The organism is Streptomyces sp. NBC_00289 (assembly GCF_041435115.1).
GTDB lineage: Bacteria > Actinomycetota > Actinomycetes > Streptomycetales > Streptomycetaceae > Streptomyces.
The window spans coordinates 1,649,170-1,662,868 of record NZ_CP108046.1 but is presented as its reverse complement, the minus strand read 5'-3'; the positions used below and the strand labels follow the sequence as shown (position 1 = coordinate 1,662,868).

Sequence of the window (13,699 nt, the reverse complement as noted above, 5' to 3'; positions counted from 1 at the left end):
GGGCGCGGTCAGGGGTGTTCGGTCTCGCGCCGCTCCGACGGGTGCGGCCATGTGCCGTCCGCGGCCAGTCGCAGGACCAGGGCCGCGATGTTCCAGGCGTCGTCCTCACCCCGGTGATGGCGCCCTTCGAGCGGCAGTCCGGCCAACCGCAGGGCCTGGGCCATCCCGGGCCGCTTGCGCAGCCCGTGCGCCTCGGTGAAGGCGGCCTTGGCGTTGGTGTGGAACCGGCCGAAGGGATAGGGCGTCCCGGTCGCCCGGCACTGGCGGGTGAACTGGTGGCGGTCGTAGTCGCCCCAACTGGTCCACGGCCGGATCCCGGCGTCGTGCCCGGCCGCGAGCAGCCGGCACGCCTCGGTGAAGGACAGACCCTGCTCGACCTCGTGCTGAGTGAGGCCGGTCAGCTCGGTGCAGAACGCGCTGACCCGGGAGCGCGCGGGCCGTACCAGGATCCGGTGGCGGGCGACTCGCTCACGGGCGGCCAGGTCGACGACGGTCATACCGATCTCGATGATCTCGCTGGTCTGGCCCGGCGGTGGAGAACCGGGCCAGCAGGTCGCCTCGACGTCCACGACGTTCAGCAGACGTTCGGTCCCTGTGCTGTCCATGACGGGAAGCGTAGGGACGACACCGGCGCACGGCACCTCGTTTTCGGTGCTCAGCTCACCCGCAGGGTCCGCTTCGCCAGTTCGAGGGCCGGGAGCATCGCCTCGTGCTCCTCGGTGTCCATGCCGCCCAGGTGCAGTACGACAGGACCATCGGGCGTCGTGACGGCGAGGGCGCGCTCCTTCTTCGTCTCCTCGAGGATCGCGCTGGTGTAGAGGTACTCCACCTCGGCGCCGACCACGTCACCGGCCTTGAACGAGTGGTACTTGGCCTTGCTCGCCTGCTCCTCGGCGCCGACGAAGGCCTCCAGGACGCTGCGCGCGCTGGCGCTGCCGGCCTTGCCGGTCCAGACCCGGAGGTAGCCGATGTTGCCCGCCGGCTTGGCGTCGACCTCGCAGGCCGCGGTGACCGGGCCCTGGCGCAGGAGCGAGTCGGCGACCTCCTCGGCGAGCTCGTCCTCGAGGTCACCGGAGCCGCTCGTGGCGCTGTCGGAGGCCGTACCGGACTCGACGGCTTCCGCCGTCCACCCCTTGGCGATGTCGAAGGTGACGGGCAGTTCGCAGGCCGATCCCTCGGCGCCGATCGTGCCGCCGCTCCGGGCAACCGTCCCGTCGTCACCGGACACGGCCGCCGAAGCGCCCGCGGACGTCTTCGCCGGCGCCTTCCCGTCCTCGTCCGTGGCCTCCGCGCAGCCCGCCAACACCCCCGCCAGCAAAGCCACATGGGCCATCCGACGCCATCGCTTCCCCACCCCGACCAGCATGCCCGTCTCCCCTCATGATCCAGACGGGACACAGTAGCCGAGGGCTCTGACAGGACGTCGATGCGGTCCGTCCGCGACGGTGGGTGCGGGCCCTGTGCCCGGCGGTCGGCCGACGGCCGGTGGGGCGCCCCCGTCCCCCGGGTGCGCCCCACCGCCTCACTCCGTCCCGGTGTGCCCGGGGTCCGCCGGGCTTCAGCAGTCCGGAACTCCGGCGATCTTCTCGCCGCCGCGGAGATACAGGTTGCTGACGTAGGCGACGTCGCTGCCGGAGAACTCCATCACCGCGGTCCACCAGTTGTTGGTGCCGACGGCGGGATCGCTGACGGTCTGGCCCTGCGTCTGGCACACGGCGTCCAGCCAGTACTGCGAACGGACCGCGAGGCGGTTCGACGCGCTGGTCGGCTGCTGGCGGAGGTTCACGTCGGTCGCCCAGATGTAGACGTCGGTGAGGGCCGGGTCACCGCTGTTCGCGGCGGCCGCGGCGGAGGTGTGCACCGTCGGCGCGGCCTCCGCCGTGGTGGCGAGGGCCCCGGCGGTGAGTGCGGCCACGGCCAGTGCGGTGGCCGAGCGGCGGATCAGTGTCTTCATGTCTTCCCCCATGGTTCGGTCGTGCGGATGTCGGTGTCGAGCGGTGGCGGTGGTCAGCCGCCGGACCACACGCAGTTGGTGGGTACGCCGTCGATCCAGTTGCTCTGGTTGTCGATGTAGTAGCTGGCCATCACGCCGTAGTGGGTCCACCCGGGAACCTCGACGACCACCCAGTACGGGTTTCCGCCGACCGGCTGGCCGGGGAACTGGCAGCGCACGAAGACCTGGGTCGGTGCGCTGACCTGCCCGAGCACCTCGGGGCAGTTGCCCGGGGACGGGTAGTCCCAGCAGGCGTCGGGATAGACCTCGCGGATGTTGACGTTGCTCGCCCACACCCCGTAGTAGCCCTGGCCGTGTCCGTCGGCGGCGGCCGTGGGCGCGGTGGCGCCCACCAGGGCGAGGGCCCCGGCGGCCGCGAGCAGTCCGGTCCTTTTACGCATGACTCCTGGCTCCTTCCGAGTGGTCCGGATCAGCAGGTCGCGGAGGCGGGCAGGTCGCCGTACTCGTTGCCCTTGAGGTAGACGGCGCTGACATAGCCCTCGACGAGCTGCACCCAGACGTCGTTGGTGTAGCCGTGGTCGCTGATGGTCTCGCCGTGGGTCCAGCAGTAGGCGCCACGCGGTTGGTTCGCCACCACGCTGCCGACCTTGTCGTACGAACGGGCGGGTCCCTTGCGGATGTTGACGGTCTCGTACGGCTCGACCGCGTACGGTGCCGCCAGGACGTGCGCGGAGCCCTGGCCGGCTGTCGACGCCACGACGGCCGTACCCGCGGTCGGGGAACCGGCGGTCGCGGTGGCGGTGAGCGAGCCGAGCAGGGTGAGGGCGCCGGCGCCGACGAGTGCGGCCCTGGCGAGAGTGCGAGTGGGCATGACGTGTTTCCCCCTGTACCGATGTGTGACTGCGCGGCACTTGGCCGGCACTCAGCACTCTAGGGAGAGGCGGGGTGAGAGGGTCCCTGACAGCTGTCAGGGACCCGGTGGCCTCAGCGGGGGCAGGGCAGCGGGCTGCGCTGCGGCAGCAGGGTGAGGTGTTCCTCGCGCACCAGGTCGAACCGCAGGGCGAGCGTGACCAGGTCCTCGCGCTTGGCACCCACCCGCGCCCCGTCCTTGGAGGCGCGCGGGGACGGGTCCTCCGTCCGGTCCGTCCGCAACCGCAGCTTCGTGGCCGTCAGGTAGTCGATGTGGTAGTTCACCGCCGAGCGGGTCAGGTCCCGGCACGACTCGAGGGGACTCAGGCGCTCGACGATCTCCCCGGCGCCGGGCAGCGCCGCACCGGTGGAGCTGCGGAGTCTGGGTTCGCACAGAGCGACGAGCACGAGGAAGTACTTGGACGTCGGGTCGAGGGAGAAAGGACTGACGGTTTGTTCCCCGTGGTCGGGCCCGGTGCCGTCCTGCGCGTAGGCGTGCTGTGGTGCGAAGACCTTGAAGGTCGCGGTGCCGTTCAGGGCGGGCAGCACCACTCTGGAGAATTCGAACGGTACGGGCGCGCCGAGCCGACCCGGCGCGACTTTGATGTGCTCGCCCGCACCTTCGAGGTTCTCCACGACATAGGTGGACGAGGTGCTGAAGTTCGACAACCGCCAGAAGTCCCCGGCGGCCTCGATGCGCCCGGCGCGACGCGAAACCCCCGGATCGGTTAACACGATGGGCAGCGCGGTGTCCGGACTTCCCCTGCCGAAGTCACGGGTTTCACCGGGGCCCATGTGTAAAAGCCGTGGTTTGCGGCGAATCGCTTCGGAGTGAGAATCTGTTTCCTCGGGCAACTGCACGATAACTGTGTCCATAACCCACTTCCCCCGTGTGTCGGGAGAATTCTAAAAGGCCCGCGCTCCTTTCTGAACACCGAAACAGGTCGCATACGGCCGACGCCGAACCGCCGTGGGAACGCGCCCGGAAGCGGGGCACCCCGAAGGCCACGCCGTGCGGGCCGGCTCAGCGGTGCGGCTGCTCCGGTGTCGCCCGCTGGAAGGTGGTGTACAGCAGCCACAGGGACGGGATCAGGACGACCGCGCCGAAGCCCAGCGAGACGAGGATCGCCGAGAGGACGGCCGGCGTCGCCGCCGCCTCGCTGACGGTGGTGCCGCCGACCAGCATGGCTGGGTACTGGGCGGCGCCCCAGGCCCACAGGATCGCGGCGACGGCGAGCGCGGCGGCCGCGCGGGCCACCACGAACCGGTGTTTCGCGAGGAGACCGAGGACCGCCAGACCGGCGACCGCGCTCAGGATCACGAGCGGCAGGGCCCGGTGGGTGAGGCCGTGGAACAGTTCCGGGGCATCGGCGTGCAGTACCGCGACACCGGCGCAGGCGACGGCACCCGCCGCCAGGCCGCTCAGCACGGCGTTGCGGGCGAAGCCCCGGGCCAGTTCGGGGCGGCCCTCGCGGTCGGCGTCCGCACACAGATAGACCGCGGCCAGATGGGCGCAGGTCAGCACCGCCAGGACGCCGCCCAGCGCTGACGTCGGGTTCAGCCAACTGGTGACGACGTCGCCCTCGGCGAGGCCCGGCGGAACACGGCCGGAAGCGACACCGCCGGCCACCGCACCGAGGAAGAACGGGGTGACCAGTGAGGACAGGGCGAAGCACGCGCCGAACAGTCGCTGCTGCCACAACTCGGTGCTGGCCTTGCGGAAGGCGAAGGCGGCACCGCGCGCGATGATGCCCAGGGCCGCGAGCGTCAACGGGATGTACAGGGTCGACATGACCGCGGCGAACACGGTGGAGAACGCCGACCACAGGGTCACCACCACGAAGATCAGCCACACGTGGTTGGCCTCCCACACGGGGCCGATGCTGTGTTCGATGAGTCCGCGCCGCGCCCGCCCGCGCTCCGCACCGCCGGACAGCAGGTCCCACACGCCCGCGCCGAAGTCGGCGCCGCCGAACAGGGCGTAGCAGGTCAGGCCCACCCACATCACAGCGAGCGCGGTGTTGGCGAGCACGGTCACCTCCAGGCGTTTCGAGGACGGGCGGACGGGCTGGGTGACAACACGTGCGTCCGGACGGTCTCAGACGACGGGATACCGGCTGACGTCCTCCTCCTGCGGGGCCTGCGGCACCGGCGTCCCACGGGTCATCCGGCGCAGTACGTACACGGTGGCGACCGTCATGGCCGCGTACACGACGAGCACCAGCCACAGGCCGGCCATCAGCCCCGGCGCGGGGTTGACGGCGTCGCGCACACTCATCACGCCCCACACGATCCACGGCTGCCGGCCCAGCTCGGTCACGCACCAGCCGCTCTCCAGCGCCACCACCGCGGCCGGGCCGCTCACCGCGGCCAGCATCAGGAAGAGACGGTTGAAGGGCAGTTCACCGCCCATGCGACGGCGGCGCCACCACGCCCACAGCAGCCACAGGCCCATCGCCAGCAGGAAGAACCCGATCGAGACCATCAGGTCGAAGGCCCAGTGCACGCCGGTGACCGCGGGCCACTGGCCGCGTGGGACACGGTCGAGGCCCTTGACGACGGTGTCGGGGCTGTAGCCGACCAGCAGGGACAGTCCGTTGGGGACCTCCAGGCCGTACTTCAGGCCGTCGTCGCCCGCGATGCCGCCGATGGTCAGCGGGACGTGCGAACCGGTGGTGTAGACCCCCTCGATCGCGGCCAGTTTCGCCGGCTGGTAGTCGGCGAGGAAGCGGGCCGCCCAGTCGCCCACCAGAATCTGGAAGGGGGTCACCGCGGCACCGAGCGTGAAGGGGATGACGAATCCCGCCCGATGGTAGGTGTCGCGGCGCCCGCGCAGGAGCGCCACCGCGTAGACGGACGCCGTCAGGAAGGACGCCACCATGAACGCGGCGAGGATCATGTGCACGGTCTGCGGCCAGCTCGCGGGGTTCAGCATCGCGGCCCACGGGTCGACGTCCACGACCTTGCCGTCGCGCAGGGTGAAGCCGCGCGGCTGGTTCATCCAGGCGTTGGCGCAGACGACGAAGAACGCGGAGGCGGTGCCCGCGATGACGATCGGGATGCCGGTCAGCAGGTGCCGTCGGGGCGGCAGGCGGTCCCAGGCGTAGAGATAGATGCCCAGGAAGATCGCCTCGATGAAGAAGGCGATGCCTTCCAGCGCGAAGGGCAGTCCGATGACCTGCCCGAACCGGCCCATCAGACCGGGCCACAGCAGTCCCATCTCGAAGCTCAGGATGGTGCCGGAGACGGCTCCGACCGCGAACAGGACGCCCATGGCGCGCGCCCACCGCCGGGCCAGCAGTTGGTGGGAGGGACTGCCGGTACGGATGCCCCACCACTCGGCGAGCAGGGTGAGCGCCGGCAGTCCCACTCCCAGACAGGCGATCACGATGTGCCAGGCCAGCGAGAACCCCATCTGGGCCCGCGCTGCCGACAGGTCGCCCGCCGACACCCGGTTCGCCGCGAGGGCGATGCCGGGCACCGAAGCGGAGAGCACACCGCGCATCATGAGTCCGGCCAGTACCCCTGAGGCAGGTGGTCAATCCGCTCCGCACGGGCGATCTGAGGTCCTTGTGCGGCGCCCGGGGTGTCGCGAGTGCCTGGCGGGCAGCGCGTCGCCGTGCGTGCGGCGGAGGGGGTCCGGACACCACGAAGCCCCGACTGGACGGGGGGACCAGCCGGGGCCGTACGTGGTGGTGTGCGGAGGGCGGTCGCCTCTCGGCGAAAGGCTCCACAGGGCTTCAGCCGAACGATCGTCCCTGTGGGCTATAGGTGAGGCCCGGGGACACTGTCCCCTCCGCAGCCACACACAGTCGAACGGTCGACTGACGGCGGTTGTTCCCCGCTCCGCCGTGGCAGCCGCTGTGAGGTGGCCCACCCGGCCGCCTGCGGGAGTCAGCCGAGGAAGTCGGCGACGAGGGCCGCGAACTCCTCGGGAGCGGCGAGGCGCACTCCCAGGGTCTCGGCCTTGGCGCGTTTGGATCCGGCGCCTTCTCCGGCGACGACCAGGGTGGTCTTCTTGGAGACGCTGGAGGAGGAGCGGCCACCGGCGCGCTCGATGAGTTCGTTCATCTGGTTGCGGCTGAGGGCCTCCAGCGCCCCGGTCATCGCGCCGGTGACGACCACGGTCATTCCGGCCAGTGGCCCGCCTGCCGCCGCCTCCGGCCCGGCCGCCGAGCCCGCGTCGACCGCCTGCTCCTCGGCGTCGCTGCCTGCCGGGGGAGGAGGAGTGGCGCCGGGTTCGGTCATGTTCACCCCGGCCGCCACGAGTCTGTCGATCAGCGGGGCGAGTTCGGCGAGTTCCGCGACGATCGACGGGGCCTTCTCCGTGCCGATGCCGTCGACCCGCTGCATCGCCTCGGCGTCGGCCGCGCGGATGGTGTCCATGGTCGCGAAGTGCCGGGCGATACGGCGGGACATGGAGCGGCCGGTGCCCCGCACGCCGAGCGCGCACAGCACCCGCGACAGGGGCCGGCCCTTGGCCGAGGCGATCGCCGCGAGGAGGTTGTCGGTGCTGGTCTCGCCCATCCGTTCCAGTCCCAGGAGCTGGTCGCGGGTGAGGGAGAACAGGTCCGCGAGGTCGGCGACCAGACCTGCCTCGACCAACTGCACGACACGGCTGTGGCCGAGGCCCTCGACGTCGAGCTGGTCGCGGCCGGCGGCGTAGGAGAGGGCGGCCACGAGATGGCAGTTGCGGCCGTTCTCACAGCGCCAGCGCTGCTCACTGGTGTCGATGCCGGAGCCGCAGTGCGGACACACCTCGGGGAAGGCGATCGGCCGTTCGTCACCGGTGCGCAGATGTGCCACCGGTGCCTCGATGCGGGGGATGACGTCTCCGGCGCGATATACCATGACGTGGTCGCCCAGGCGCAGGTCGCGGCGGGTGATGTCGGCCGGGTTGTGCAGGGTGGCGTAGGTGATCGTGGAGCCGTCGATCTCGACCGGTGCCAACACGGCACGCGGGGCGATGATGCCGGTACGGCCCACGTTCCACTCCACCTCGAGCAGCCGGGTGATCTTCTCCACGGCGGGCAGCTTGTAGGCGATCGCCCAGCGCGGGGCACGTGTCCCGGATCCGGCGGCCTGCTGGTCGGCCGCCAGGTCGGCCTTGACGACGATCCCGTCGATCCCGAACGGCAACTCCGCCCTCAGCGCGGCGATCTCCGCCACCCGGGCCAGCACCTGCTCTGCCGTGTCCGCGGTGCTGCCCGGAACGGCGGTGCCCGCGGTGGTGTTCACCCCGAGCGCGGCCGCCTCACGCATGAGGTCACTGTGCGCGAGGCCGCCCAGGCGTGCGGCGAGGTCCGCCTCGGTGTCGGGCAGCGGCAGCAGGCCGTAGCCGAAGAAGGTCATCGGCACGGTGTAGGCACGATCCTTGGCACGCAGGGTCCCCGCCGCGGCGTTGCGCGGGTTGGCGAACGGCTGTCCGCCGTGCCCGGTGCGCACCTCGTTGGCGTGCTCGAACTGGGCGGTGGTCATCAGGACTTCACCACGCACCTCCACCGTGACCGGCTCACCCAGTTCGTCCGGCAGGCCCTCGACGGTGCCGATGGCGTGTGAGACGTCCTCCCCGGCCGTCCCGTCGCCGCGGGTGATCAGCCGCGTCAGGCGGCCTCGGTCGTAGCGCGCGGCGATCGCCAGACCGTCGAGCTTGGGCTCGACGCTGAACCTCTCCGCCTCATGACCGATCCGCCGGGCCAACGAGGCGGCCCAGGCCGTGAACTCCTCGGCCGAGAAGACGTTGTCCAGGCTCAGCATCGCCACCGTGTGCGGGACGTCGCCCTCCACGGCACCGCCGGCGACCTTGCCGGTGGGTGAGCCGGGCAGTACCTGTTCGGGATGCTCGGCCTCCCACGCGGCGATGCCGCGCACCAGCAGGTCGTAGGTCTCGTCGTCCAACCCCGAGGTGCCGCCCGTGTAGTAGGCGGCCGAAGCCTTCACGGCGTCCTCGACGGCCTGTGCGTAGGCGGCGCCATCCACGATCACTGCTGCAGCTGTTGTCATGACTGCCATCCTGCCTGCCACCACTGACAACGTCGCCGCACCGCCGTGGGGCGCGGTGGACCGGCACACGGCCCTGCACGACGCCGGTGAGGGGACGCTGGACGCGGTCGGGTTCCGGGCTGCGGTCGCGCACCGCGGCGGCCGGTTGTCAGTGCCGGGTGCGAGGCTTCATGGCATGGATGAGCTCGAGTTCATGCGTGGGCGGGTCTACGGGGCCGACCACGACGACGCCGGCCCACAGCCCGGACGCGCGTACGTGGAGCTGGTCGGGGGGCCACTGGACGGCCTGCTGCTGGATGTCACCGGTCTGTCCGACCATGAGGTGCGCGCGGGTGTGGCACTGCCGACGGAGATAGGCAGCCACGGGCCAGGCGGCCGCGCCCTGTACGCCCCCCGAGCCACGGACAGCCGCCGCTTCGAATGGCGCGGAGACACACCCTGACCACATCCCGGCCCGGTGCTTCGGTGGCGCGCGCGGCGGGAGCGCGGGTTCGGTTGGATGCGCTGCCCGGGCGCGGCCCGCGATCGCCTGATGCTGACCCACGACAGCACCTGGCAATCCGGGCCGCGGCACGTCCCGGTGGGTCAGGCGTTCGCCGGCGCGGGCTGCTCGTCGGCCTGCTGCGGTGCGGTCTCCTGCGTCGCGTCGGGCGAGGTGTAGAAGACGGAGGAACCCTGCTTGGAGCGCTGCGCCAGGCTCTTGGCCACCAGTCCTTCGAGGGTGGTGCGCACGACGGTCACCTTGACGTTGCGCTCGGGGTGGGTCTGGCCGAGGGTCGTGGCGACCTCAGCCGCCGAGCGCGGTTCGCTCTGCTCGGTGAGGTGCTGACGCACCAGGTCGACCAGGGTCGGCTGCGGGGACTTCGTGGCCGACGCCTTGGTGGCAGGCTTGGCCGAAGCCTTGGGCGAAGCCTTGGGCGAGGACTTGACCGACGACTTGGCGGAGGGCTTGGCGGCAGGCTTGGCCGTGGACTTGCTCGCGCGCTTGGTGGCGGCCGGCTTCTCGGCCGCGGCGGGCGCGGGGGCGGGCGCGGCGGTGGCCTTCTTGGTCCGGGTGCGCTTGCCCGTGGTGGGCGTGGCGGCCTGCTTCTTGCGGGGGGCGGGCACCACGCTGCCCGCCGCGGGGGCCTGAGGTTCGGCGGCAGCCGGCGCAGGCGCCGTTCCGATGGCCCGCTGAATGTTGACCAGGATCGTGGCGTCACGCTGGAGGGCTGACAACTGCTCCTGCAGTGCGGCGATTTCGTCGCCGATGCGCTCCTGCTCCTTGGTGTTGCGGTCGAGGTCGCCGGTGACCTGGGCGGTGTAGTGCGAAGTCAGTTCGGTGGCGGAGGCGGTTTCAGACATGGGGTGCAACCTTTCCTCGGTTCGAGGCCGGAGTTGATGGGCCTGGAGCACATGTGTGGTGTCCGGGACTGATGTCTGTGGGGGCGGCAGCAGTCACCGATGCACAGGACCTTGCGTAGATAGTACGGACAACAGGAACACATGGTTCGCCTCGTGCATGCCGGGAAAACGACGGTGAGGCGCTGGGGGTACTGGCGGACTCGGTATTCGCGCTTCCGTCGGAGACACATCACCGCGCCGAAAGCCCATGCGCGGTGCAGGAGTTGATGTGTGAGGGGCGGGTCGCCGCGCAGGCCGGGGAGTGCGCTCGTCGGGATCGGGTACCCGCCTCACCTGGAGCGGATCTGGTCGACAACGCTGGAAATGAGGGACGATGGCGGTCAAGGCGATGGGCTGGGCCCACTCGTTTCCCGTGTCGGGAGGTGTGCGCGCGGGGCGGGAGTGGGTGCGCGGACATGTGGAATCACTGCCGTGGACGGCCGAGGAACCGGAGACGGTGGAGTCGATCGTGCTGGCCGTTTCGGAGCTGTTGACCAACGCCCATGTCCACGCCAACAGTGACGCGCACCTGATCCTGACCTGGGACGGCGACTGTCTGCACGTGAGTGTCCACGACGAGGACCCCACACTGCCCCGCCGTCGCGAGCCGGGCGAGGGTGAGGTGTCGGGACGTGGGGTGTCGATCGTCAGTGCCCTCGCCGACACCTGGGGCATGAAGTGCGGACGACACGGCAAGACAGTCACGGCCTGCTTCCGCCCCGCCCACCCCGCTCACACCGACGAGGCCGACTGACAGTCGCTCCTGAACGACCACCTCTCCGGTCGGCGTTCGCGCACTACCGTTGGAACGTGCGGGTCCGCCGGACGACCTCCTGGGCACTCACCCGACGTGAACTGACGGAGTTCGTGGCACAGGCCGGCTTCACCGACATCGCCTGGCACCCGCCGGCCACCAGCGGGTTCCACCAGCCCGTACTCACCGCACGGCGCCCCCGGTCCTGTTCCGCGCCCAGTCGTGCCGAGGGGACGCACGAGCCGTGAATCACCCCGTCTGCCTTGCCGGGACCGGGCGCCCGGCGCACGCTGGTCCTTATGGGTGCTCGCGACGGCCCGACGCTCATCGGCTCGGTGCAGCGGGCCTTCCGCCTGCTGGAGGCGGTGAGCGCACACGAGAACGGCGCGCCGGCGAAACAGCTGGCGCGTGAGACCGGCCTGTCCCTGCCCACCGCCTACCACCTGCTGCGGACCCTGGTGCACGACGGTTACCTGCGCAAACTCGCCGACGGCGGGTTCATCCTGGGTGACAAGGTGCAGACGCTGCACACCTCGGGCCGCGGCCAGGCGCTGCTCAGCCGGGTCCGTCCCACCCTCGTGGCGCTGCGCGACCAGTTCACGACCCCCGCCTACCTGACCTTCTACGAGGACGGCGAGATCCGGGTCGCCGAGATCGTCGACGGGCCCCGGGCGCCCCGTGTCGACCTGTGGGTGGGATTCGAGGACGCCGGACACGCCACCGCGCTGGGCAAGTCGGTGCTGCGCGAGCTGGACGACGACTCCCGCAAGGAGTACCTGTCCCGGCACACCCTCGCCGACCTCACACCACGCACCATCACCAGCTCTCCGGAACTGCTGCGGCGGCTCGACTCCTCACCCGTCGCCCCGGCCGTCACCGACCTGGAGGAGTACGCCCTCGGGACGGTCTGCGTGGCCGTGCCCGTCTACAGCGGGGACACGGTCGGCTCGCTCGGCGTCTCGATGCCGGTGAACCGGCTCTCCCGCATCGAGGAGATCAGGGCCCGGCTGCTCCCGACCGCGAGTCGGGTGACCAGGAGCCTGTCGCTCACTATCTGAAAACCGTGCGCTTGTGGTGCTTGAGCCGACTGCGTTTCCTGGATGAGGCAGACATTGCGATTGTTCACCCAGGTGAGGACTGCGGACAACACATGAGTCAGGCCCGAGACCATGGCGGCGACCACTGGCCGATACGGCCCCTCAAGAATCGCGCGGCCCGGGCCGGCTCGGCCCGGATACGCGCCGCCGCACGGCTGGGCGCCGCCACGCCCGTACTGCCCGTACTGATCGTCTCCGCCGTCGTCAGCGCCGATCTCGCCGGCGGGGCCGGCATGATCTGGCTGCCGCTGCTCGCGGCCGGGCCCGCGCTCGCCGCCACCACCAGCGGCCCCCGGGGAGTCCTGTGTGTCGGTCTCCTCGCCGCGGTACTGGGCGCCACGCTCGGCGCGCGGGACGGTGTACCGGGCCGTGAACTGGCAGCCGTCCTGTCCGCCCTGGTGGCCGTCACCCTGGCGAGTGGCCTGGCCAGTGCGCTGCGCGCGCGTCGGGAACGGGTGCTCGAGGACGTCCGCTCGGTCGCGGAGGCGGCCCAGCACGCGCTGCTCAAGCCCGTACCGGCGACTGTCGGCCCGTTCGAGGTCGCCGTCCGCTACAGCGCCGCGGCGGCGGAGGCCCGTATCGGCGGGGACCTCTACGCTCTGGTGCCCACCCCGTACGGCGTCAGGGTGATCGTCGGTGATGTGCGGGGCAAGGGGCTGCCGGCCGTGGGGACCGCCGCACTCGTCCTCGGTGTCTTCCGCGAGGCCGCCTACGACGAGCCGGACCTGCTCGCCGTCGTCGAGCGGATCGAGCGAAGCCTGGCGCGCAACCTGGGTCGCGACGACTTCGTCACCGCGGTGGTCGCCGGATACCCGAGGTCGGGGCAGCTGGAGCTGGTCAACTGCGGACACGCGCCGCCGCTGCAGGTACGTGAATCCGGTGGCGTCATGGCGATAGATCCCACGGATCCGGCGCCGCCGCTCGGGTTGCGCGCCCTCACGGGCGAGACCCCCTCGCTCCAGGTGGTGCCCTTCACGGACGGAGACCAGCTGCTCTTCTACACCGACGGGGTCACCGAGGCCCGCGACCACCGTCGTGAGTTCTATCCGCTCGCCGAGGGCTTCGCCCGGCACGTGTCGGACGAGCCGGCGGGCACCCTCACCGCGCTCCACGACGAACTGCTGACGCACGTGGGCGGCCGCCTGGACGACGACGCGGCGCTGCTCCTGCTCCGCAAGCCGCCGGGCTCGTCGGAAACGGCCACCCCGGCTCCGGAAGCTCCAGCCTCCATGGCCGGGGAAGCTGCTCCTTCCGTGGTCACGGACGAACCCGGCGCCACGGGTACCGAAGCCGGCAGCCGTGTGACCACCACCGAAGCGGCCGGGTCCGTGAGCCCCGAAGTCGGCAGGCCCGTGACCACCACGGAAGCACCCGGCCCCGCGACTACCGAGGCGCCCGGCTTCGTGGGCCCGCGAAGCCCGGCTGGGCCAAGCGAGACACGCCCCGAGCCGGCCTTCGGCGAGCGGCTCGAGACGCTCGCTCCGTGCGGGGAGCGGGACATGTGATGCTGGTGTCGTGATCGCGACGGGGTTCGGAGCGGAGGGGAACGCCGTTGCCGACGGGTGGAGCGGACCCGGCTCCACGGCCGCGCCCCTCCCC

14 protein-coding genes and 1 pseudogene are annotated in these 13,699 nt (G+C 71.1%); 5 read left to right on the top strand and 10 right to left on the bottom strand.

All coding sequences use genetic code 11. The features are described 5' to 3' along the window. Positions 1–8 precede the first annotated feature (8 nt). The 9 genes from OG985_RS08030 to ligA form a co-directional block, all read right to left on the bottom strand. Complete coding sequence (locus OG985_RS08030) at positions 9–605, bottom strand: exonuclease domain-containing protein (protein ID WP_371667554.1); 597 nt, start codon at positions 603–605, stop codon at positions 9–11. 50 nt (positions 606–655) lie between these two features. Continuing rightward, positions 656–1,366, bottom strand: coding sequence for a lipoprotein (locus OG985_RS08025; RefSeq protein WP_371667553.1), 711 nt, complete (start codon positions 1,364–1,366; stop codon positions 656–658). A 192-nt stretch (positions 1,367–1,558) separates the two neighbouring features. Further along, on the bottom strand, positions 1,559–1,954 hold the full coding sequence (locus OG985_RS08020) for a peptidase M23 (RefSeq protein WP_371667552.1): 396 nt from the start codon (positions 1,952–1,954) through the stop codon (positions 1,559–1,561). Between the two features lie 53 nt (positions 1,955–2,007). Beyond that, on the bottom strand, positions 2,008–2,394 hold the full coding sequence (locus OG985_RS08015; RefSeq protein ID WP_371667551.1) for a hypothetical protein: 387 nt from the start codon (positions 2,392–2,394) through the stop codon (positions 2,008–2,010). A 29-nt stretch (positions 2,395–2,423) separates the two neighbouring features. Continuing rightward, on the bottom strand, positions 2,424–2,825 hold the full coding sequence (locus tag OG985_RS08010) for an SH3 domain-containing protein (protein ID WP_371667550.1): 402 nt from the start codon (positions 2,823–2,825) through the stop codon (positions 2,424–2,426). Positions 2,826–2,938: 113 nt separating this feature from the next. After that, positions 2,939–3,739, bottom strand: a complete 801-nt coding sequence (locus OG985_RS08005) for a serine/threonine protein kinase (protein WP_371667549.1) — start codon at positions 3,737–3,739, stop codon at positions 2,939–2,941. Between the two features lie 148 nt (positions 3,740–3,887). After that, entirely contained in the window at positions 3,888–4,895 is a 1,008-nt protein-coding gene (locus OG985_RS08000; RefSeq protein ID WP_371667548.1) for a cytochrome d ubiquinol oxidase subunit II, read from the bottom strand. Positions 4,896–4,961: 66 nt separating this feature from the next. After that, on the bottom strand, positions 4,962–6,359 hold the full coding sequence (locus tag OG985_RS07995) for a cytochrome ubiquinol oxidase subunit I (protein WP_371667547.1): 1,398 nt from the start codon (positions 6,357–6,359) through the stop codon (positions 4,962–4,964). A 398-nt stretch (positions 6,360–6,757) separates the two neighbouring features. After that, a complete protein-coding gene (ligA, locus tag OG985_RS07990; RefSeq protein WP_371667546.1) occupies positions 6,758–8,875 on the bottom strand; it encodes an NAD-dependent DNA ligase LigA in 2,118 nt (705 codons plus the stop codon). Between the two features lie 166 nt (positions 8,876–9,041). Here ligA and OG985_RS07985 point away from each other — a divergent pair, with 166 nt between their 5' ends. Then, on the top strand, positions 9,042–9,308 hold the full coding sequence (locus OG985_RS07985) for a hypothetical protein (protein ID WP_371674297.1): 267 nt from the start codon (positions 9,042–9,044) through the stop codon (positions 9,306–9,308). A gap of 143 nt (positions 9,309–9,451) precedes the next feature. Here OG985_RS07985 and OG985_RS07980 read toward each other — a convergent pair whose 3' ends face one another. Next, positions 9,452–10,210 carry a hypothetical protein gene (locus OG985_RS07980; RefSeq protein ID WP_371667545.1) on the bottom strand — a complete coding sequence of 253 codons (759 nt, stop codon included), beginning with the start codon at positions 10,208–10,210 and terminating at the stop codon, positions 9,452–9,454. A 373-nt stretch (positions 10,211–10,583) separates the two neighbouring features. On the opposite strand from OG985_RS07980, the gene OG985_RS07975 reads away from it, so the two are divergent. The 4 genes and pseudogenes from OG985_RS07975 to OG985_RS07960 all read left to right on the top strand — a co-directional run. After that, the gene (locus OG985_RS07975) at positions 10,584–11,003 is read left to right on the top strand and encodes an ATP-binding protein (protein WP_371667544.1); all 420 of its coding nucleotides are present in this window, start codon (positions 10,584–10,586) and stop codon (positions 11,001–11,003) included. Between the two features lie 56 nt (positions 11,004–11,059). Continuing rightward, positions 11,060–11,251, top strand: coding sequence for a hypothetical protein (locus OG985_RS07970; protein WP_371667543.1), 192 nt, complete (start codon positions 11,060–11,062; stop codon positions 11,249–11,251). 51 nt (positions 11,252–11,302) lie between these two features. Continuing rightward, on the top strand, positions 11,303–12,061 hold the full coding sequence (locus OG985_RS07965) for an IclR family transcriptional regulator (RefSeq protein WP_371667542.1): 759 nt from the start codon (positions 11,303–11,305) through the stop codon (positions 12,059–12,061). Positions 12,062–12,153: 92 nt separating this feature from the next. Continuing rightward, a pseudogene (locus OG985_RS07960) lies at positions 12,154–13,293 on the top strand (PP2C family protein-serine/threonine phosphatase); the annotation flags it as partial. Positions 13,294–13,699: the final 406 nt, after the last annotated feature.